Consider the following 21,413-nt stretch of genomic DNA (forward strand, 5'->3'; position numbering starts at 1 on the left):
CAGGAGCGAGCGAGAAGTTTGAGAGCGCAGCGTTGCCCAACATCGGCCATACCGACTGGGCCCCGGCCTTCGCCGGGGAAGCGATCAGGGGGGAAACGCTCCCCATCCAAACCGTTCCACCCCGAACCGTTCGTTTCGAGCGAAGTCGAGAAACCTGCGCCGTGACCGGTTTCTCGACTCCGCTTAATACGAACGGACAGGAGTAGGCGATCGGACGCGCCCCGCGACTATTCACGCCCATACCATTCGTCCCGCCGCATCAACTGGTCGTACTCCGCAAACGGCGCATAGTCCGGGTGCAGCTTCGCCTCGAACCCGCGCATGCCCGTCAGCCATTCCCCCGCCGCGTCGCTGAAATGCCGCGTCGCCAACGCGACGAAATCCTCGGGCAGCACCTTGTCGAGCTTCCCCGCCGGATCGACCGGCGACGACACCTTGCCGAACGCATCGCCATTCTTGGTCAGCGACCAATATTCGAACCCGCGCGCGATCCCCGCGATATCCTTGAACCCGCCGCGCTCCGCGATCAGCCCGAGCAGCCCGAGCTGCAGGCTGAACCCCTCGCGCACCGCCGCCGCCGACGGCGCCTTGCCGGTCTTGTAATCGATGATCGCAAGCGTCCCGTCGGGATTGCGGTCGATCCGGTCGAACTTGCCGGTCAGCGTCACGCCCGCGACCGGCACGGTGCCCGATTGCTCGACATCGAGCACGACGCGACCGGCATCCGCCTGCTTGCCCATCTCGGCGACGATCCAGCCGATCGCCTCCATCAACCGCGGTCGCCAGAGCGCACGCTGCATCGGATGCGCCCCGTCGAACATCGCGAGCGCGCGACCGTGAAGCGTGTCGAGCGCGCACTTGTCCTCGCGCGCCCATTGCTCGAGGATCGCATGCACCGCAGTCCCGCGCCACGCGGCGCTCGGATCGGCGTCGACCGGGTCGAGCTGGGTCAGCCCGAGGATGCGCTTGGCGTAGAAGGCGTAGGGATCGGCCTTGAGCCGGTCGACGTCGGTCACCGCAATCGTCGTCGGGCGGCGTTCCGCGGGCGGCACCGGGACCGGGCGCTCGGCGGGAAGATACTCGCCCGGATCGTCAAGCGCGCGCACCCAGCCTTCCAGTGCGGCCGCACGCTCGAACCGCTCGCCCGCGAGCGCCTGTAACCGCAGCCAGAAGCGTGACGCGATTGCGGGCTGCGTCCCGCCCCGGCGCGCACGCGTGATCAGCGCGCTGGGCGCGCCGAGCGCCTGCGCGAGATCGTGCGCCGCCATGCCGACGCCACGGTCGAGTCCCGGAAGCCCGAGCACGATCCGGATCCGCGGCGCAAGCCACGGGTCGGGCGCGGGCAGACCCGGCCACGTTCCCTCGTTGAGACCGCCGAGGATCATCACGTCCGCAGTCTGCAGCCGCGCCTCGATCAACCCGTAGATCGCGATCCGCGGATGCCCGCCCTGCTGCGCGCGCACCGCGACCTCGGCCATCAACGTCGTCAGCAACGGCGCGAGGCTCGCAGGGTCGACCAGCGCCGGACCCTCTGCAGCATGATCCTCGATGCTGCGCAGCAATTCCGCAGCAGCGCGCCCGTTCGGCCCCGCCCACAAGGCGTCGCCACACAGCGCCTGCGCGGTCTCGCGCAGCCCCGCGATCAGCGCGGCAAGCGGCGCATCGCGCGCGAACAACGGCTCGAGCGGCTCGAGCAATGCACGCGCCTCGGGCCACCAGGCGGTCGCATCGCCAGCATGCCGCGCAACGCGCAAATGCGCATCGATCCCCGCCAGCCCCGCCGCCGGACGCGGCCCGCGCAGCACCCGGTCGAGCGCGCGCACGCCATCCAGCCACACCGTCCGCTCGGGCCCCGAGCGCACCAGCGGATGCTTGAGCAGCGTCAGCAGCGCAAGCGGCGCAAACCGCTGCGTCGCGGCCTCGGCCAGCGCGGTGAGCAGCGTCCCCGGCGGCAGAATCGACAACGGTCGGCCCGCCGAATCGTCGACCGTAATGTCCCACCGCTTGCAATGCGCCGACACCCGCCGTGCCAGCCCCCGGTCGGGCGTGACCAGCGCCGCCGTCCGCCCCGGCGTCTCCGCAACTTCGCGCAACGCGAGCGCGATCGCCTGCGCCTCTTCCCCCGGCGTCGCGAGTTCGGCGGCGGTGATTCCGCCCAACCGCCGCTGTTCCGCGGGCAGGTCGCTCCACCGCGCGGTCGCATCCGCCGCCGCGAGCGCATTGGCGACCGCCTTGCCACGCGCGACCGTCGCGTCATGATCGCTCCCGTCGCGCCATTGGCGGACTTCGGTGCGGTTGACGCTCATCCGTTCGAGCAAAAGCTTGAGATGGAATTGCGGATGCGTCTCGATCGAGCGCCGCGTCATCCCGCTGTCGGGATCGAACCGGTGCGGCCCGAGCGCCTGCCACTCGTCCTCGTCCATCGCGATCGCGAGATCCGCCATCACGACCATCCCGCGCGGGCTATCCGCGACGCAACGTAGCAACCGCGCCACCGCGGGCGCGCTGTCGGTGATCCCCGCCGCGCAGACGAACCCCGGCGGGGGCGAAGCGTCCCAGCGTTCCGCCAGCCGCCGCAGCAACCGCGCGCGCCGGTCCGCGAGATCGATCCGCCCGATCCGCGCCAATTCACCCGGCCAGCGATCCAGCACGATCTCGAACAGCGCGAGCGCGCGTTCCCAATGCGCCGACATCGCCTCGTTGAGCTCGATCTGCCGCAACCGGATCGGCGCGACATCCTCGACCAGCAACTGGTCGAGCGTCCGCGCGAGATCGCCCGCGAGCCGCACCGCTTCCGCCGCATCGACCGGTTGCCCGCCCCGCGCGCGTTCCTCGGTGATCAACCGCGCCAGGATCATCCGCCGCTGGAGCGGCTCGACCGCGGGCGGGATCGGCTCGGCCGTATCCGCCGGGTCGAGCGCCGCGCCCACGCCCTCGTCGAGCGCAGGATCGCCGATCGCGACCATCCGCGGCAGCAGCAACCCGCCTTCGCTCGCGCGGACGAACGCATCGGTCAGCGCGCGCTTGGCGCGATTGTTGGGGAGCAACACCAGCCCGCGCGCGAGACCCAGATCGTCGCCGCCAAATTGGCGGATCAGCCCCGCCGCCAGCGCATCGGCAAACGCACGGTGGGCAGGTATCGTGAAGATCGTGGGCCGGACGGACTCAGCCATCCGCGAGCATCGCCTCGGTCTTGCCGACCGCGGCGGGGGTGCCGACATCGAACCACAGCCCCTGATGCACCATCCCGTAAGCGCGCCCCGCCGCGATCGCGCGTTCCCAGAACAGCATCGTGGAGAACGGCCCCTCGGGCCAGTCGGCGATCACGCGCGGTGACAGGATCTGGACCCCGGTATAGACGAACGGCGCGAGCTTGCCCGGCTGGCGTCTCCCGGTGATCCGCCCGTCCGCCGCAAGCCGGAAATCCCCCTCCCCGGCATGATGGTTCGCGCGCGCGAGCGGGACGAGCAGGAGAAGCGAGTCCATCTTCGCGTCATCCCATGCCGCCGCCAGCATCCGGATCGCATCGGACGGGCCATCGACCCACAGATTGTCGCTGTTGACGACGAGGAACGGCGCGTCCCCGATCAGGTCGCGCGCCTGGACGATCCCGCCACCCGTCTCCATCAACTGCTTGCGCTCGTCCGACACCACCACATCGATCCCGTCGACGCGGTTGCGCAGATGCGCCTCGAGCGTGTCGGCGAGGTAATGGACGTTGACCACCGCGCGCTCGATCCCGCTCGCGCGGAGCCGGTCGAACACATGGTCGATCAGCGCGCGGCCGTTCACCACGACCAGCGGCTTGGGGCGCGTCGCGGTCAGCGGACGCATGCGCTTGCCGAGCCCTGCGGCCATCACCATCGCGGTCTTTGGCACCGTGCCGCCGGGATCGGGCCGGATATGCAGCGTGCGCTTGGGGTCGATCACGCGGCGATCTCCATCGGGTTTCCGCGCAGATCGGGCGGGATCGTCGCGTCGAACCACGCCTTGACCGGGGCAAGCGCGGGATGCGCGAGGTCGCGCTCGAGATAGCGCCAGACGCGCGGGCACAAGGCGGCGTAACGCGGCTTGCCGTCGCGTTGCCACAGCCGCGTGAAGATGCCGACGATCTTGGCGTTCCGCTGCGCGCCGAGGACGTGGTAGGCGACGTCGAACGCGTCGTCCGCGTTGGTTGCTCCGCGGTAATGATCCAGCATCGCCGCCTCGACCGCGGGATCGACGTCGCGCCGCGCATCCTGCAGCAGGGAGACGAGATCATAGGCAGGATGCCCAGCCAGCGCGTCCTGGAAATCGAGCAGGCCGAGCGAGTCGCCCTCGTCCAGCAGCATCAGGTTCTCGGCATGAAAATCGCGCAGCACCGTGACCATCGTGCCGTGCAACGTCGTACCCAGCACCGCATCCCATGCCGCGTCATAAGCGGCCTGATCCGGCGTGACTCCGATCGCCGGGCAATACCATTCGGTCAGCAGATTGGCCTCGCGGTGGAGCACTTCGAGGTCATAGCGCGGCACCGGCGCTGCCTCTTCCTGCTGCAGTCGTACCAGCGTGTCGATCGCCGAGCGATACAGCGCGGCCTCGCGCTCGGGCGCGGCGTCGATCGTCTCGCGCATTCGCACGTCGCCAAAATCCTCGAGCAGGACGAGCCCGGTGTCGAGGTCGGTCGCATGGATCTCCGGCGCGGCGAAACCGCGCCCGGTCAACCAGCGCGCGATCTCGAGGAACGGGCGCGGATCCTCCTGCGGCGGCGGCGCATCCATCAGGATCGCGCTGCGCGATCCCGCGATCACACGGAAATACCGCCGGAACGAAGCGTCGCCCGCCACCGGTTCGATTCGGGCGTCGGGCCAGCCGTGCGCCGCGAGGAACGCCGCTGCGGCGACGGGGGGAGTCATATCTGCTGCCATCGCTCTCTCCAGCCCGGCGGGACGTCGGCTGTCAAGCGACGCCCGCCGTCTTCCGCCATCGCCAGCGTCAGTTGCAGCGCGTTCGGCCAATAGCCGGGGGCGCGTTCGGGCCATTCGATAAGCAACAGCGAATCGCCTTCCGCCTCGTCGAGCCCGAGTTCGTCGAGTTCGCCCGCATCGTCGATCCGGTACAGGTCGACGTGGAGCACCGGAAACCGCACCTCGGGCGGCGCATAGGGCTGGACGATCGCAAAGCTCGGCGACGGCGCCTCCCCCGCGAGCCCCAGCGCCGCGAGCAACCCACGCGCGATGCTCGTCTTCCCCGCGCCGAGCGGTCCCGCAAGTGTCACCACGTCGCCCGGGCGCGCCAGCGCAGCGAGCCGCGCGCCCAGCGCCTCGGTCGCGGCGGGATCGGCAAGGATCATCTCAATACCCCGTCAGCAGCATGTCGAGCGCATTCATGATCGCATCCTGTTGATCGGCGAGGGACGTCACATGCTCGCCGAGATGGCGTGTCTCGATCGCCGACGCATATTGCGTCAGCATGACGACGGCTTTCCCCTCGACCTGGAACACCGGATTGAGCCGTGCAGCATAGCGCGGGAAATTCTCTCGCAGGAACAGCGGCACCGTCAGCCGGGTGTTGAGGCCGGAGAGATAGTCCGTCTGGCAATCGAGCAGATAGCCCTGCCCCGCTGCGCCGCGATACACGTCGAACCGGGCCATCAGAACATCCGGTATTTGGCGAGCGGTAATCCATATTCAGCAACATAGGCATTGGCTGCCTCCAGCGCCGCGCGATTGTCCTCCTGCCACCGGCGGATGCGCTCGGCGCTGACCGCGTCGCTCAGGCCCTGTTCGCAGGCGCGCGACAGATTGATGCCGAGGTCCTTCGCCGCCGCAACGAGCTGCTCGTCGAGCGTCACGTTGGTGGGGCGGCGAAACGCAGTACGATCTTCCCGAACCCGCGCCATCCTGCCCTCCCGCTATGCGCAGAACCTATGCGCATAGCCCGCCTCGCACAAGTCAGCGGCGCGGCAACGTCACCGTGATCAACGTCCCCTCGCCGGGTTCCGACACCAGCGCGATCGTCCCGCCATGCCCTTCGGCGAACTGCCGCGCGAGCGGCAAACCGAGCCCCAGCGCGCGCTCGCCGTTGCGCGTGATGCCGGGCTGCCCGAACCGGTCGAATGCGCGCGCGACCATCTGCTGGCTCATCCCGATCCCGTCATCCGAGACAATCAGCCGTACCGCGCCCGCGGTCCCATCGACATGCAACAGGATCCGCCCGCCCTCGCGCGTCCCCGCGACCGCGTGGCGCAACAGATGCTCGATCATTTGCTGGAGCCGTCGCGCATCGCCGAACACATGCCCGATCGACGGCTGCAGCTCGACGGCGAAATCGAGCTTGCGCTTGGCGACGAGCGGCGCGACCGACGCGGCGGCGGCCTGCGCGGTGACGGTGAGGTCGACGTCGCGCTTGTCGAGCACCGCGGTCCCGCCTTCGGCCTGCGTCAGGTCGAGCACTTCGTCGACCAGCATCCCGAGCCGCTCGACCGATTCGAGGATCGCCTCGACATAGCCTTCCGCCGCCTTGCTGAGCTTGCCGGCATAGCCCTCGTTGAGCATTTCGGCGAACCCGCTGATCGACGTCAAAGGCGTGCGCAGTTCGTAGCTCATCGTCGCGACGAATGCGGTCTTGATCCGGTCCGCCGCCTCCAGCGCCTCGTTGCGGTCGCGCAGCGCGCGTTCGATCCGGCGGCTGTCCGAGATGTCGAGCATCGTGAACAGCCCGTTGCCGTCCGGGAGCGGAACCGCGGCGAATTCATAATGGCGGCCATCGGCGAAGGCGACGCGCCCCGCGCGCTGCTGCCGCTCGACCGTCGCGGCGCGGACGAGGTCGCCGATGAGGGTCGACCGCGACGGGTTGGCGAGCTGTTTCGCGGCGGCCTCCGCGAGCACGTCGACGCGCGGGTGCGTGGCGAGGAAGGCTTCCTCGAACCCCCACAGCGTACGGAACTTGTTGTTCCACAATTGCAGCCGTCCATCCGCCGCGAAGACGCCGAGCGCCTCGTACAAATTCTCGAACGTCGCGGTGCGGACGCGCAGCAGCGTGTCGCGCGCGCTGGCGAGCTGGACCTGCTCTGTACGATCCTCGAAGATCAACAGCAGGCCACCGTCGGGCAAGGGCTGCGCCACGACGCGCAGATGCACCCCGCCGGGGATATGCCACTCCTCCTCGATCGCGCCGCCCGCCGCGAGGAACCAGTCGCGCCGCTCCGCCTTCCAGCCGGGGAAGTCGCGCACTTCGGGGAGCCTGGACGCCTCGCGCATCCGCTCGAGCACGCGGTCGAACTCGGGGCGGTCCGCCAGCCATTCGGGCTTCATCGCGAAGATCCGGCGGAACGGCTGGTTGCAGAAGACGAGCGCCCGGTCCGCGCCGAACTGCACCACCGCCGCCGAGACGCGATCGAGCATCGCGCGCTGCGCGTCGTCGAAGCGCTTGAGCTGCGCGCGCGCCTGTTCGAGATCCTCGATGTCGATCGCGAAGCCGGCGACCCCGCCGGTCGATAGCGGCGCATCATATACCCGCAGCATCCGCCGCTCGCCGCGGATCGTCGCGGGGAGCGCCTGCGTCTGGATTGCCCGCGCATCGCGCGCGAGCACTGCGCTCGCCAGCGGCCCGCCGACGCCCGACCCTTCGACCAGTTCAAGCCCGCGCTGGACGACGTCCTCGGGCGAGACGCCCTCGACCGCATCGACATAATGCGAGTTGACCATCGCCAGCCGCAGGTCCGACCCGCGATACCACATCGGCATCGGCGCAGCCTGGATGATCCCGCTGAGTTCGTCATAATGCATCGTCGCGTCGTCGACGGCGCGGCGCAGTCCGGCGATTTCCGCTTCGCTCTCGGTTGCGTCGAAGACCCAGAGGATCACGCCCCCGGAGATGCGCACGTCCCGCGCCGCGCGGCTGCCGCGGATCATCAGCGCGCGCGACGAGCCCAGCGCGCGTATCGCGCGCGAGAAGGCGCGACCCGATTTCTGCGCCGCCGCGACATCGCCCGCGAGCAACGCGAAGTCGTCGGGCGCAATGCCGCCGCCATGCACCGACAGATCGTTGAGATAGCGTGGCGGGCTCGCCAGGCCGAACCAGTCGGCAAGCCGTTCGGGACAGTCGACCCGACCATCCGCGCGGACGATCATTGCGAGCGCGGGGGCGGACGCCAGCATCGCGGACAGCCGCGCATTGTCGGCAAAGGTCGCCGCCGCCTCGCGGCGCGCACGCAATCCACGGTACAGGATCAGCGACGCTCCCGTCAGGAGCACCGCCAGCCCTACCCCGCTGAGCAGCAGCGAACTGTGCACCAACCCGATCATTCCGCCCCTTCGCGACGGCGCATCGCCCGTTCCTTCGCTATCCCACGCGCTACCACCGGTCCCGCCGCCTGGACAGAGGGTGCGGCCGATGTGCCGCACAGATCAAGAAAAAAGGCCCGGCAAACCGCCGGGCCTTTCGTTCTTCCGCAAGGTGCGAAGGCAAGTGTCAGAGCTTAACCGAAGCGCCGACGTACATATAGCGCCCGACGTTGTCGTAGATCGCGCCACCGTCGCTGATGCCGAGCTGGCCGTACGGCGGCTTCTTGTCGGTCAGGTTGTCGACGCCGCCATACAGCCGGAACTGCTTGTTGACTTCGACCGTCGCGCGGATCGCGTGATAGACGACCGACGGGTAGAAGGTCCGGTCCGCATAATAGGGATCGAGCGGGGCCACGCCGTAGGTGGTGAACGACGATTCCCAGTCGGTGACCGTCTGCCGACCGATGTAGCGCAGCTGATAGCCGAGCGTGACGTTCTTGTGCGTGTAATCCGCCGATACGTTGAAGTTGTAGACCGGATCGCCGAGCTCGCCCTTGATCCGTTCCGGACGATCAGGCGTGTCGAGATACGGATAGTCGGTCCGCGTATCGACATAGGTTCCGACGAACCGCAGCGCGAGCTTGTTCGAACCGTCGAACGCGTGGTTGTAGGCAACGTCCAGATCGAGCCCGCGCGCGTCGCGGGCCGAATAGTTGACCGTGGCCTGCAGCAGCGCCGGGCGCGCGAACGTGCCGTTGGCCTGGCGCGGATTGATCAGGCGGCAGAACTGGTTGTCGAGCGAGGTGCCGTCATAGCAGGCATCCAGGATCGTCTGCGCCCCGACCGCGCTGATGATGTTGCTGATCTTGACGTCATACCAGTCCGCCGTGATCGACAGGCCGGGCAGGTACCGCGGCTGGAAGATCGCACCGAAGGTCCAGCTGCGCGACGTTTCCGCCGACAGGTTGGGGTTGCCGCCCGACAGGAACTCGGTGCTGCCTGCACGCGCGATATCGTTGACGAAGCCCGCCGGAACCCCCGCCGCCGCGCAATTCGCGACACGCGTCGAGCGACCCTTGTTGATGTAGTTCACGTCGCAGGGATCGTTGAGCAGGTCGAAGTTCTGCGAGTTGGACGCGTACAGATCGCTCAACGTCGGTGCGCGGACCGAGCGCGAATAGTTCACCCGGAACTTCACGTCTCGGATCGGCGCGTAGATGACGCCCGCGTTATAGGCGAATACCGTGCCCGTGGAGCCCTTGTAGTCGGCGACGCGACCTGCGCCGTTGACCGTCAATTCCTGCGCGAACGGCAGGTTCTTGAGCAGCGGCAGTTCGATTTCGCCGTACGCTTCCTTCACCTCGAACGACGGGGGCGCGAAATCGGGGATCGCGTTGAAGAACGTGTCACCGCCCTTGATCGTATCGTCATACGCCTGGAACGCGGTCTCGCGACGATACTCGCCGCCGATCGCGAACTTGACCGGTCCGCCCGGCAGCTCGAACAGCTGCGAGCTGTCGCCGACGAGGTTGGCGTTGATGTCGAGCTCGGTCGCCTTCGAACGGCTGGTCGAGGTGGTGTTGACGTAGTTCAGTGCGGCCTGGCTCGGCGCGCCGTCGCCAAACAGGTTGATCGGAACGCAGCTCGGATCGGTCACCGAGGCCTGGTTTACGCGGCAGACGATCTGCCCCGCGCCGTTGCGCACGGCATCCGCAGCCTTCTGGAAGCGCGATTCGATGCGGTTGTTGTAGAAGATCGAATTGCTGTGGAATTCGCCGTAGTTGACCGAGACGTCGTACTTCCAGTCGTCGTTGAACGTCCCTTCGACCCCGCCGACGAACCGGTACGTATCACGCCGATCGAACTCGTCGCGCGTTCCAAGGTCGTTGTTGTTGCGGTTGAGGCGGAAGAAGGTCGCGCCCGCCGGCAGCTGCGACCGGATCGTCGCCGCGGCGCCGGGCTGGAGATAGGCGTTATCGAAGAAGATCGGCACACCCGATCCGAGATACGTCCCCGCATCCGCGCCGGCGCCCTGCTCGCCGCCCTGGCCGAACGTCGGCGTTCCCTGGCTGAAGGCATCGACGCGCACGAACTTCGCTTCGATGAACGGCTTGAACGCTTCGGACACGTCGAAGTGACCGATGACGTTGGCGACATACCGCTGAAGCGAGGGGTTCAGCGTACCACGGTCGTTTAGGATCCCCCCGGAGCCGCCCTGGTTGTTGTTGCTGCCCGCCGGACGGAAATCGCGCCCGTAGTTATACTCGGACAGGCTGCCGTCGCTGTTGAACCCGTAAATCCGCGGGAAACCGTTAGCGAGGCACGCCGCCGCGACGCCGCCCGAACAGTTGCGCAGGCTGGTCCCGTTATAGGCGACGAAGTTGCCGCCATTGTCATAGCCGTAGCTGCGAACGCCGCTCAGGAACGTGCGGTCGGGGACGGTGTTGTCGAGCGACGGATTGTCGACCTGCTGGAACTGGTTACGGCCGGTGAACGCGCCGGTCAGGTCGCCGCGGTCCGCAAAGGTGACCAGCTCGGTGTTGTTGTATTCGAGGTTGAGCGCGATGTTGCCGCGCCCGTCCGCGAAGTTCTGGCCGAACGTCCCCGAGATGCGCTGCGTCCCCTTGCCGCCGCGGTCGGTAAGACCCGCCTGCGCGTTGAGGGACGCACCGCTGAAGTTCCGCTTGAGCACGAAGTTGACGACGCCCGCCATCGCGTCCGACCCGTAAACCGCCGAGCTGCCGCCGGTGACGACGTCGACGCGGTCGAGCAGATCGGTCGGGATCGTGTTGGTGTCGACCAGGAAGTCGCCGGCCGAAGACGTGATGTGACGGCGGCCGTTGACCAGCACCAGCGTACGAGTGACGCCAAGGCCGCGCAGATCGAGGTAGTTGACCCCGGTCGTGCCGATGAACTGCGTCGAGTTCGCCTGGCTGTAGGTCGAGCGGATCGACGGCAGGTCGTTGAGCACGTCGCCGACCGAGATCGACCCGGTGCGCGTCAGTTCGGCGGCGGTCAGCGTCGTGACCGGGATGGTCGAATCGAGCGTCGGGCGTGCGATGCGCGAGCCGGTGACGACGATGTCGGCGGGCGCTGCTGCCGGGGCCGCATCGGCGGGCGCTGCATCGGCCGCGACGGGCGCGCCCTGCGGCGTCGTCGGCTGCCCGGGGGTCGCCGGGTTGGTCTGGTACGGTGCCTGCTCGGTCGGCAGCGCGGGCGTTGCCGACCCCTGCTGCGTCTGCGGCGCGCTGACGGGCGCGGCGGTCTGTGCGAAGGCTGGCGCTGCCCCGGCGGCGCACAGGGCGAGCACGGACGTCTGCAGCAAGACGGAAGAAGTACGGAGACGCATCACAAGCCCTTTGGAAATACTCGCCCCCCGGCGGGGCCTGTCTGCGGGCAAGACGACAGGATGGAAACGGTGGATTTACGAATGTAACGCGTTTGTTAGAATATGTTGCAGTGGTGCAACAATCTGTTTCTTGACCGTAACAAAAAGGCGGCAAGCTCTCGCTTGCCGCCTGAATGATCATTCGAAAGAATGAAAAAAGTTACATCAGTAACGATAGTGGTCGGGCTTGAACGGACCCTCGACCGGCACGCCAATATAGTCGGCCTGCTTCTTCGTCAGCTGGGTCATCTTCACGCCGAGCTTTTCGAGGTGAAGCGCCGCAACCTTCTCGTCGAGGTGCTTGGGCAGGACGTAGACGTCGTTCTTATACTGCTCGGGGTTGGTGAACAGCTCGATCTGCGCCAGCGTCTGGTTGGTGAAGCTGGCCGACATCACGAACGACGGATGCCCCGTAGCATTACCCAGGTTAACAAGACGGCCCTTCGACAGGATGATGATCTGCTTGCCGTCGTCGAACTCGACGAGATCGACCTGCGGCTTCACTTCGGTCCACTTGTAGTTCGACAGCGCCGAGATCTGGATCTCGGAGTCGAAGTGGCCGATGTTGCAGACGATCGCCATGTTCTTCATGCCGCGCATGTGGTCGGCGGTGATGACGTCGGCGTTGCCGGTCGCGGTCACGAAGATGTCGGCGCGGGTGACCGCCTCTTCCATCGTCACGACCTCGAAGCCCTCCATCGCCGCCTGCAGCGCGCAGATCGGATCGACTTCGGTCACGAGCACGCGTGCGCCGCCGTTGCGGAGCGACTGCGCCGACCCCTTGCCGACGTCACCGAAGCCAGCGACGGTCGCGACCTTGCCGGCGAGCATCACGTCGGTGCCGCGACGGATCGCGTCGACCAGCGATTCCTTGCAGCCGTACAGGTTGTCGAATTTCGACTTGGTCACGCTGTCGTTGACGTTGATCGCGGGGAACGGCAGCTCGCCCTTCTTGGCGATCGCGTACAGGCGGTGAACGCCGGTCGTGGTCTCTTCCGACACGCCCTTGATGTTCTTGACGGTGTCGGTGAGGTAGCCGGGCTTCTTCGCGATGAACGCCTTGACGGCGCGCTGCATCTCGACTTCTTCCTCATTCTCGGGCTCACCGAACGAATGGCCGGCCTCGAGCTTGGCGCCCCAGAGCGCGAACGCGGTGGCATCGCCGCCGTCGTCGAGGATCATGTTGCAGGTCTGGCCGTCGCCATTGTCCCAGTCGAAGATCTTGCCGACATAGTCCCAATAATCCGCGAGGCTCTCGCCCTTGATCGCGAACACCGGCACGCCCGACGCGGCGATCGCGGCGGCGGCATGGTCCTGCGTCGAGAAGATGTTGCACGTCGCCCAGCGGACGTCCGCACCGAGCGCGGTCAGCGTCTCGATGAGCACAGCGGTCTGGATCGTCATGTGGAGCGAACCGGTGATGCGCGCGCCCTTGAGCGGCTGCGACGCGCCGAATTCCTCGCGGAGCGCCATCAGGCCGGGCATCTCGGTCTCGGCGATGTTGATTTCTGCGCGACCGAAATCGGCTAGGCTGATGTCTGCGACGACATAGTCGGTCGGCTTGTCGAGAACGGTGGCCACGGGGCATCTCCGGTTTGGTTGATGCTCGCGCCTTTAATCCCGAATGATGCCCGGATCAAATATAAAGATGTCTTTATATGTGCTCCATCCTTTGCGGGTCGGATCGCAGGGATCGCCGCGGGTCGCGGCGTCAGGCGGTCCCGGCCCCGCTCGCGAGCAGGCGAGGATCGATCCCCGCCCCGCCGAACGCGCGCTCCCACCGGCGGGCGGCATCCGCGTCGTACAGGATCGAGAGATCGCCAGGCGTGCTGAACCAGCCGTGCCGCGTCATTTCCGAATCGACCTGCCCGGGCCCCCAGCCGGCATAGCCGAGCGCGACGATCCAGCGCGACGGTCCGGTCCCCGCCGCAATTGCGCGGAGGACGTCCGTCGTCCCCGACAGGGCCCACAGGTTCGCAACCCCGACCGTATCCTGCCCGCCCCAGTCCTGGCTATGGACGACAAAGCCCCGCCGTGGCTCGACCGGACCGCCGATGTGCACGGCGGCGTTGGGCGCGACGCCGGGATCGATCTCGAGCTGCTCGAGCACCGCGTGCAGCCCGACCCCGGGCAAGGTCGCGCCGATCCCGATCCCGAGTGCCCCTTCCTCGTCATGCGCGCACATCGCGATGATCGCGCGCTCGAAACGGGTATCCCCGATCCCGGGCATCGCCAGCAGGAACTGGCCGGTCAGATATGTCGTCGACTCCATCATCCGGTATCATAGGCGTGCTCCCGCATGGTCGCCACGCTTGAAATTTGCCGGCGTTCGGACGACGTACCGGCCTGCCGTTCCCCAATCCCGTGTCGGAGCGGCGGCATCAGGAGATTCCCCATGACGATCACCGTCGGCGACCGCGTCCCTACCACCATGCTCACCAAGGTCACGCCCGATGGCCCCGATCAGGTCAGCTCGGACGATTTCTTCAAGGGCCGCAAGGTCGCGCTCGTCGCGGTTCCGGGGGCCTTCACGCCGACCTGCTCGGCGCGCCACCTCCCCGGTTTCGTCGACAAGGCTGCCGACCTGAAGGCCAAGGGCATCGACGAGATCGCCTTCACCTCGGTCAACGACGCGTTCGTCATGGGTGCCTGGGGCAAGGCGAGCGACGCCGGCGCCATCACGATGCTCGCGGACGGCAATGCCGATTTCGCCAAGGCGGTCGGCCTGACCTTCGACGGCTCGAAGTTCGGCATGGGCGAGCGCAGCCAGCGCTATTCGATGCTGGTCAACGACGGTGTCGTCGAGCAGCTCAACGTCGAGGCCCCCGGTGAATTCAAGGTTTCGTCGGCCGAACATCTGCTGAGTGAAATCTAAGGCACGACGAACCGAGTGCGGCGGCGGAACACAGGTCGCCGCACTTCGTTTCTTTCGCGTAACACGTTTCACGCGAAGGGAGATTATCATGACCGATGCTATCAAGCAGGCCACCGATACCGTGCAGGATCTTGGCGACAAGGCCGCGTCCGAAGCGAAGAAGGTGGTCGATCCGTCGATCCTGACGCAGGCGCAGGAAGCGGTCACCGACGCGTTCAAAGCGACGGTCAGCGCCGTGAAGGAACATCCGGTTGCAGCAGCCGCGATCGCGACGGGTGCAGCCGCAGCGGTGGCCGGTACGGTGATCGGCGTGAAGAAACTGCGCGAAGGCGAATAAGCCTTTCCCGTCACCCCGGCCATGGTCGGGGTGGCGGCTATTCCCCTTCTGCGCCCCCCGGTCTTGCCCCACCCGGTCTTGCCAGTGTAACGATCCGCCTTTAACCGCTGATCATGACGCAAGCATCCGACATCGTCGCCGAGCTCGATCGCCTGTATCGCGCCTCGGTCGAGCGGCTCCAGGCCGCACTGACCACCTACATCACGACCGGCCAGCCACCCGCGCCGGAAAGCCGCAAGGATGGCAGCTTCGCCTATCCCGAGATCCGGCTCCACTATCGCGGCGGCGAGGATCGCCCGGTCCCCGCGCGGTCGTTCGGCCGGCTCGTCAGCGAGGGCGCCTATGCGATCAGCGTCACCAAGCCCGCGATCTTCGCCGACTATCTGACCGAACAGCTCACCCTGCTGATCGAGGATTACGACGTCACCGTCGAGGCGGTCCCCGGCCGGCAGGAAATCCCCTTTCCCTATGTGATCGATCCCGGCCATGCGCTCAGCCTCGACGCGGTATCCGCGGTCGAACTGTCGCGGCATTTCCCCGCGACCGAACTCGCGCATATCGGCGACGAGATAGCCGACGGGCGCTACGCCGTGCTCAACGGTGGCCCCCGCCCGCTCGCGCTGTTCGATGGCCTGCGCACCGATTTCTCGCTCGCGCGGCTGCGGCACTACACCGGCACCCCGCCCGAGCACGTCCAGCGCTATGTGCTGTTCACCAATTACCATCGCTATGTCGACGAATTCGTCCGCTGGGCGTGCGCGCAGCTCGAGCCGCACGCAGACGGCACGCCGAGCCGCTATACCGGTGTCTCGGGCGCAGGCGGCGTGTTGATGCGCGCGGGCGACGACGTCGAGGCGATGCTCGCCGACACAAGCGCGTGGCGGCGGCACCAGATGCCCGCCTATCACCTGATGGCCGAGGACGGCACCGGGATCACGCTCGTCAACATCGGCGTCGGTCCGTCGAACGCCAAGACGATCTGCGACCATCTCGCGGTGCTCCGCCCCGAAGCATGGCTGATGATCGGCCATTGCGGCGGCCTCCGCCCGAGCCAGCGGATCGGCGACTATGTCCTCGCGCACGCCTATCTGCGCGACGATCATATCCTCGACGACGTGCTTCCGCCCGAGATCCCGGTCCCCGCGATCGCCGAGGTCCAGCTCGCGCTCGCGCGCGCGGCCGAAACGGTCTCGGGCCAGACCGGCGACGAGCTCAAGCGCCGCCTGCGCACCGGCACGATCGTGACGACCGACGACCGCAACTGGGAGCTGCAATATTCGCGCTCGGCCTTGCGCTTCTCGCTGTCGCGCGCGGTCGGAATCGACATGGAGTCGGCGACCATCGCGGCGCAGGGCTATCGCTTCCGGGTGCCCTACGGCACCTTGCTGTGCGTGTCGGACAAGCCGCTCCACGGCGAGCTGAAGCTGCCGGGCCAGGCCAACCGCTTCTACGAACGCGCGATCAGCGAGCATATGCGGATCGGGATCGAGGCATGCGAGGAGCTGCGGCGCGAGGGGAACAAGCTCCACTCGCGCAAGCTGCGCGCGTTCAACGAGCCGCCCTTCCGCTAAGCCACGGAAACCCCGCCACGCTGGCGCGTTCGACCGCTGTAACGATTCAAGGAACACACGATGGCGCAGCCACCGAAGAAGCCGACCGACGACGAAACCGACACGACGACGCCGGTCAAGCCCCCCAAACCCGCCAAGCCGGCAAAGCCTTCGGGCGCGAAGGCCAGCGGGCCGAAGCCCCCCGCCCCGCGCAAGCCGGCCAAGCCGCGCACCGCGGCGAGCCGCCCGGTGACCGGTGGCAAGGGTGCGCCCAAGCCAAAGCCCAAGCCAATGGTGAACGATGTAGCCACTAAGGTGGAAGCACCCGTTGCCAAGCCGCGTTGGACCGCCGCGAAGATCGTCGGCGGCGTCGCAGCGGTCGGCGCGGCAGCCGCCGCATTGTTCGCGCTCCGCGGCAGCACGCCCGTAGGGTCAAAGCCGAAGCCGAAGCCGAAGCCGGGCAGTGGCGCGCATCAGGCGGACGGCAGCGATTCGAGCAAGTCGTTCGAGGCCGGCATCGCCGACGAGGGCACGATCCCGAACTGAGGGCGTCCCCCTCCCCTTTAAGTACTCCCCCGGCGAAGGCCGGGGCCCAGTAGCGAGACCTGAGATGGCGGGCGCTTGCTCTCGAATACCTCGGACATTTCGACTGGGCCCCGGCCTCCGCCGGGGAAGCGCACGTTAACAGCCGAGCGGCCCCTCACCAGCCCGACGGCTTCCCCTTGTTCTGCCTGTCCAGCCACGCCTTGAGCGGCGCGAAATAGGCGACCATCGCCTGCCCCGACATCTCGCGGCTCCCGGTGAACGTCTCGAGCGCATCCGGCCACGGCTTGGACTGGCCCATCGCCAGCATCGCGTTCAGCTTATCGCCGACGGCTTTGTTGTCGTAGAACGAGCAGCGATGCAGCGGCCCCTTCCAGCCCGACTGCTTGCACGCCGCCTGGTAGAACTGGAACTGCAGCAATCGCGCGAGGAAATAGCGCGTGTACGGCACGCTGGCGGGCACGTGATACTTCGCCCCCGGATCGAACCGCGTCTCGTCGCGCGCGACCGGCGGCACGACGCCCTGATACTTCAGCCGCAGGTCGTTCCAGCCCTTCTCATACTGGGTCTCGGGAATCGCGCCGGAGAACACGCCCCAGCGATATTTGTCGATCAGCAACCCGAACGGCAGGAACGCGACCTTGTCCATCGCTTGTTTGAGCAGCAGCCCGATGTCCTTGTCCGCGCTCGGCACCTTCGACTGGTCGAGCAGGCCGATCCGCACGAGATAATCGGGCGTGATCGACAGCGCGACGAAATCGCCGATCGCCTCGTGGAAGCCGTCATTCGCGCCGTTCTTGTAGAGGAACGGCTGCGTATTATAGGCGCGCTGGTAGTAATTATGCCCCATCTCGTGATGGATCGTGACGATATCGTCGCTATTCACTTTGGTGCACATCTTGATGCGCAGGTCGTTCATGCTGTCGACGTCCCACGCCGAGGCGTGGCAGATCACCTCGCGGTCGGCGGGCTTGACGATCTGCGAGCGCGCCCAGAACGTATCGGGCAGCGGCTTGAAACCAAGCGAGGAATAGAAACCCTCGCCGGTTTTGAACATCTTGACCGGGTCATAGGCCTTGGCCTTGAGCAGATCGCCCGTGTCATAGCCGACATCGCCCGCGCCCGCCGGGGCGACGACGTCATAGATGTTGCCCCATTCCTGCGCCCACATGTTGCCCAGCAGATCGGCGCGGATCGGGCCGGTCTTGGCCTGTACCGCATCGCCGTATTTCGCGTTGAGCTTCCAGCGGACATAGGTGTGGAGCGCGACGTAGAGCGGCTCGACCTGCTTCCACAATTTGTCGGTCAGCGCGGCGAACTGGTCGGGCTCCATGTCATAGCCCGAGCGCCACAAGGCACCGACGTCGGCATAGCCAAGCTCCTTCGCGCCCTGGTTGGCGATGACGACCTGGCGCGCATAGTCCTTGCGCATCTGCGCGCCGACATTGTCATGCCAGCTGACCCACATTTCCTTGGACTTGGCGGGATCGCGGACCGACCCCATCGCCGCCTCGATATCGCTGCCGTTCAAGGGCTTGCCGTCGAGTGTTCCCTTGCCCTTGCCATAGCCCGAGGACATCCGCGTCACGATCGTCGACAGCTCGGTCGCGGCACCCGGCGTGGTCGGCGCGGGCAGCGTGAGGCCGCTGCGGAGCAGGTCGATCTTGCGCTTGGTGTCGAACGACAGGCCCGGAATCCGCGCGTATTTCGCGGCTTCCAGCGCATATTTGACCGCCATTTCGGTGCCCTCAGCGCCGAACTGCGCGGCGATCGCATCGGTATCGTCCGTGATGTACGTCGCGTTGATCCAGGCCACCTGCTGCGCCGGGGTGGAGAAGTCCTCCAGCGCCTTTTCCGCGCGCGCGACGAAAGCGTCGGCGGCTGCGGGGTTGGCGGCTGCGGGGGCGGCAGCTGCAGGGGCGGCGGGGGCGGCCTGCTGCGCCAAGGCTGGCGTGGCGAACGTAAGCGCGATGGCAAGTGTAGCGATACTGGTGCGCAAGATGCGACTCCCCCGGGAATGCGTTGAGGGCGGCAACCTGTGCCGCCCGGAATGGATGGTCAAGCCGCGAGAAAGTCCGCGATCGTGCTGCCGAGTTCGGGCTTCATCACCGCACTCATGTGATTCCCCGGGATGCTCGCATAGCGCCCGTCGGGCAGCGCGGCAGCGAGCGCCTCGCCCGAGCCATTGTCGTGATCATCGACGCCGTTGACGACCAGCACCGGCGGCCGGATCGTCGCCAGCGCCTCGGCCGGCGTGTCGACGAACGTGTCGAGCACGCGCAGCAATGCGAGCGGATCGCCCTTGGTCGTCTTGAGGAACGCCTCGGTCAGCCATTCGCTCGTGCCCTGCTTGAAGCTGCCGAGGTTGGTCAGGACGTTATGGAAATACGCGCCGCGCCCTTGCGTGTGGACGATCCCGTCCAGACCCATGCCCGAAACCGCCACCCGCCGCGGCGTCGCGCCGTTGACGAGCATCCGCATCACCGTCCGCCCGCCAAGCGAATAGCCCGCGAGATCGTAATCGCTAAGCCCGAGATGCGCGACCAGCGCGTTGCCGTCCTGCATCAGCACGTCGGGCGGGTAGGAGGCCGCATCGTGCGGCTTCGCGCTCGATCCGTGCCCGCGCAGGTCGGGCATGATCACCCGGAAGCCAGCGGCGGCGATCTTTGCCGCGTGGCCGTACTTGATCCAGTTGGTCGCCGCGTCGGAGAAATAGCCGTGGATCAGGACGACGGCGCGCCCCTCCCCCAGCTCGCGCCACGCGAGCCGCGCACCGTCGATGCCTTCGAAAAACTGCGGTTCAATCGGGGAGTTTGCCAAGTGCCTTGATCCATCGATCTGCGGTCGACGGATTATCCGCGACCCGCGTTGTCGGGAGATCCTTAGTGTCCAGCCATGCCGCGTGCCAAGTCTCGGGCGAGAAATGATGCTTGGGAACGAACCGCCCTGGCTCGTCGAAGCTGCCGACCGTCAGGTCCATGGTTTCGCCCGGTTCGAGAAATTCGAACGTCAGCGGCGTGCCGCACGCGCTGCAGAAGCCGCGCTGCGCGATGGGGGAGCTCCGGTAGCGATCGGGTTCGCGGTTCCAGGTGACGTTGGCGATCTTGACGCCCTTGAGCGCGATCGACACCCCGCCGGTCGCGCGCTGGCACATCCGGCAATGGCAGAGATAGGCGTCGATGGTGTCGATCGCGACGCTGTAGCGGATGCGACCGCACTGGCAGCCGCCGGTCATGGTTTCTGTCATGGCTTGGCTCCCCACGAAGACGAGGGGATCATCGCGCGGGCTCGCGGCTGGCGCAAGAGTCGCCTCCCCCACTCCGTCATCCCCGCCTTCGCGGGGATGACGGAGTGGAGAGGGCGAAACCCGCCTCAGTCCCCCTTGTTCAGATACCGCCGCCCGAGCAGCTCCGCGATCTGCACCGCGTTCAGCGCCGCGCCCTTGCGGAGATTGTCCGAGACGCACCACAGCGACAGCCCGTTCTCGACGGTCGAATCCTCGCGCACGCGGCTGATGAAGGTCGCATATTCGCCGACGCATTCGACCGGAGTGACGTATCCGCCGTCCTCGCGCTTGTCGACGAGCATCACGCCGGGTGCTTCGCGCAGGATCTTCTGCGCCTGCGCGGCCGAAATTTCGTTCTCGAACTCGATGTTGATCGCTTCCGAATGACCGACGAACACCGGCACGCGGACGCAGGTCGCGGTGACCTTGATCTTGGGATCGAGGATCTTCTTGGTCTCGACCACCATCTTCCATTCTTCCTTGGTCGATCCGTCGTCGAGGAAGCTGTCGATGTGCGGGATCACGTTGAACGCGATCTGCTTGGTGAACTTCTTGGCCTCGGCGGAATCGCCGACGAAGATGTTGCGCGACTGCTCGAACAGCTCGTCCATCCCCGCCTTGCCCGCGCCCGAAACCGACTGATAGGTCGCGACGACGACGCGCTTGATCTTGGCGAAATCATGCAGCGGCTTGAGCGCGACGACCATCTGCGCGGTCGAGCAATTCGGGTTCGCGATGATATTGCGCTTGGTATAGCCCGCGATCGCATCGGGGTTCACTTCGGGCACGATCAGCGGCACGTCCGGGTCCATGCGGTACAGCGACGAATTGTCGATCACCGTGCAGCCCGCCGCCGCAAAGCGCGGCGCGTGGAGCCTGGTGCCTTCCGACCCGATCGCGAACAGCGCCATGTCCCAGCCGGTCGGATCGAAATGCTCGATGTTCTGGACCTTGAGCTTCCGGCCCGTCTCGCCGAAATCGACTTCGTCGCCCTGGCTGCGCGACGATGCGACGACCGCGATATCGTCGAGCGGGAATTCGCGCTCCGCCAGAATGTTGAGCATCTCGCGCCCGACGTTGCCCGTCGCGCCCGCGACCACGATCCTGTAACCCATGTAATCCTCCAGTTCGGAACGCGCCCGTAGCGTTGTTACGCCGGCACGTCCA

At 66.8% G+C, this 21,413-nt stretch carries 18 protein-coding genes; 4 read left to right on the forward strand and 14 right to left on the reverse strand.

What is annotated here, in order from left to right; translation table 11 throughout:
• Nucleotides 1-227: 227 nt before the first annotated feature.
• From addB to RH91_RS16745, 10 genes are all read right to left on the reverse strand, one after another.
• Nucleotides 228-3,173 (reverse strand): double-strand break repair protein AddB, encoded by a 2,946-nt coding sequence (addB, locus tag RH91_RS16700; RefSeq protein ID WP_010164146.1) that lies wholly within the window; start codon nt 3,171-3,173, stop codon nt 228-230.
• Nucleotides 3,166-3,930, reverse strand: coding sequence for a nucleotidyltransferase family protein (locus RH91_RS16705; RefSeq protein WP_010164147.1), 765 nt, complete (start codon nt 3,928-3,930; stop codon nt 3,166-3,168). Before RH91_RS16705 ends, addB begins: the two co-directional genes overlap by 8 nt.
• Nucleotides 3,927-4,895, reverse strand: coding sequence for an aminoglycoside phosphotransferase family protein (locus RH91_RS16710; RefSeq protein WP_010164148.1), 969 nt, complete (start codon nt 4,893-4,895; stop codon nt 3,927-3,929). Before RH91_RS16710 ends, RH91_RS16705 begins: the two co-directional genes overlap by 4 nt.
• Entirely contained in the window at nt 4,892-5,332 is a 441-nt protein-coding gene (gene tsaE, locus RH91_RS16715) for a tRNA (adenosine(37)-N6)-threonylcarbamoyltransferase complex ATPase subunit type 1 TsaE (protein ID WP_010164149.1), read from the reverse strand. The genes RH91_RS16710 and tsaE overlap by 4 nt, the downstream gene beginning before the upstream one ends.
• Nucleotide 5,333: 1 nt before the next feature.
• Nucleotides 5,334-5,633: a CcdB family protein gene (locus RH91_RS16720; RefSeq protein WP_010164150.1), complete on the reverse strand. Its 300-nt coding sequence runs from the start codon at nt 5,631-5,633 to the stop codon at nt 5,334-5,336.
• The gene (locus RH91_RS16725; RefSeq protein WP_037478903.1) at nt 5,633-5,881 is read right to left on the reverse strand and encodes a type II toxin-antitoxin system CcdA family antitoxin; all 249 of its coding nucleotides are present in this window, start codon (nt 5,879-5,881) and stop codon (nt 5,633-5,635) included. Before RH91_RS16725 ends, RH91_RS16720 begins: the two co-directional genes overlap by 1 nt.
• A 52-nt stretch (nt 5,882-5,933) precedes the next feature.
• Entirely contained in the window at nt 5,934-8,288 is a 2,355-nt protein-coding gene (locus RH91_RS16730; protein WP_010164152.1) for a sensor histidine kinase, read from the reverse strand.
• A gap of 166 nt (nt 8,289-8,454) precedes the next feature.
• Nucleotides 8,455-11,592, reverse strand: a complete 3,138-nt coding sequence (locus tag RH91_RS16735; RefSeq protein ID WP_010164154.1) for a TonB-dependent receptor domain-containing protein — start codon at nt 11,590-11,592, stop codon at nt 8,455-8,457.
• Between the two features lie 228 nt (nt 11,593-11,820).
• On the reverse strand, nt 11,821-13,236 hold the full coding sequence (ahcY, locus tag RH91_RS16740) for an adenosylhomocysteinase (RefSeq protein WP_010164156.1): 1,416 nt from the start codon (nt 13,234-13,236) through the stop codon (nt 11,821-11,823).
• Nucleotides 13,237-13,366: 130 nt separating this feature from the next.
• Nucleotides 13,367-13,927, reverse strand: a complete 561-nt coding sequence (locus tag RH91_RS16745; RefSeq protein WP_010164158.1) for a YqgE/AlgH family protein — start codon at nt 13,925-13,927, stop codon at nt 13,367-13,369.
• A gap of 123 nt (nt 13,928-14,050) precedes the next feature.
• On the opposite strand from RH91_RS16745, the gene RH91_RS16750 reads away from it, so the two are divergent.
• The 4 genes from RH91_RS16750 to RH91_RS16765 all read left to right on the forward strand — a co-directional run bounded on the left by RH91_RS16750 (nt 14,051) and on the right by RH91_RS16765 (nt 16,963).
• The gene (locus RH91_RS16750; RefSeq protein ID WP_010164159.1) at nt 14,051-14,530 is read left to right on the forward strand and encodes a peroxiredoxin; all 480 of its coding nucleotides are present in this window, start codon (nt 14,051-14,053) and stop codon (nt 14,528-14,530) included.
• Nucleotides 14,531-14,618: 88 nt separating this feature from the next.
• A complete protein-coding gene (locus RH91_RS16755; protein ID WP_010164160.1) occupies nt 14,619-14,867 on the forward strand; it encodes a hypothetical protein in 249 nt (82 codons plus the stop codon).
• A gap of 113 nt (nt 14,868-14,980) precedes the next feature.
• On the forward strand, nt 14,981-16,438 hold the full coding sequence (locus tag RH91_RS16760) for an AMP nucleosidase (RefSeq protein WP_010164161.1): 1,458 nt from the start codon (nt 14,981-14,983) through the stop codon (nt 16,436-16,438).
• A 60-nt stretch (nt 16,439-16,498) separates the two neighbouring features.
• On the forward strand, nt 16,499-16,963 hold the full coding sequence (locus tag RH91_RS16765) for a hypothetical protein (RefSeq protein WP_010164162.1): 465 nt from the start codon (nt 16,499-16,501) through the stop codon (nt 16,961-16,963).
• A gap of 154 nt (nt 16,964-17,117) precedes the next feature.
• Here RH91_RS16765 and RH91_RS16770 read toward each other — a convergent pair whose 3' ends face one another.
• From RH91_RS16770 to RH91_RS16785, 4 genes are all read right to left on the reverse strand, one after another.
• On the reverse strand, nt 17,118-18,962 hold the full coding sequence (locus RH91_RS16770) for a M2 family metallopeptidase (RefSeq protein WP_029624014.1): 1,845 nt from the start codon (nt 18,960-18,962) through the stop codon (nt 17,118-17,120).
• 56 nt (nt 18,963-19,018) lie between these two features.
• Nucleotides 19,019-19,780: an alpha/beta fold hydrolase gene (locus RH91_RS16775; RefSeq protein WP_010164164.1), complete on the reverse strand. Its 762-nt coding sequence runs from the start codon at nt 19,778-19,780 to the stop codon at nt 19,019-19,021.
• Nucleotides 19,761-20,207: a GFA family protein gene (locus RH91_RS16780; RefSeq protein ID WP_029624016.1), complete on the reverse strand. Its 447-nt coding sequence runs from the start codon at nt 20,205-20,207 to the stop codon at nt 19,761-19,763. The genes RH91_RS16775 and RH91_RS16780 overlap by 20 nt, the downstream gene beginning before the upstream one ends.
• Nucleotides 20,208-20,332: 125 nt before the next feature.
• Nucleotides 20,333-21,361: an aspartate-semialdehyde dehydrogenase gene (locus RH91_RS16785; protein WP_010164167.1), complete on the reverse strand. Its 1,029-nt coding sequence runs from the start codon at nt 21,359-21,361 to the stop codon at nt 20,333-20,335.
• Nucleotides 21,362-21,413 lie beyond the last annotated feature (52 nt).

This window comes from Sphingomonas sp. PAMC 26617 (assembly GCF_000242835.1).
Taxonomy (GTDB): Bacteria; Pseudomonadota; Alphaproteobacteria; order Sphingomonadales; family Sphingomonadaceae; genus Sphingomonas.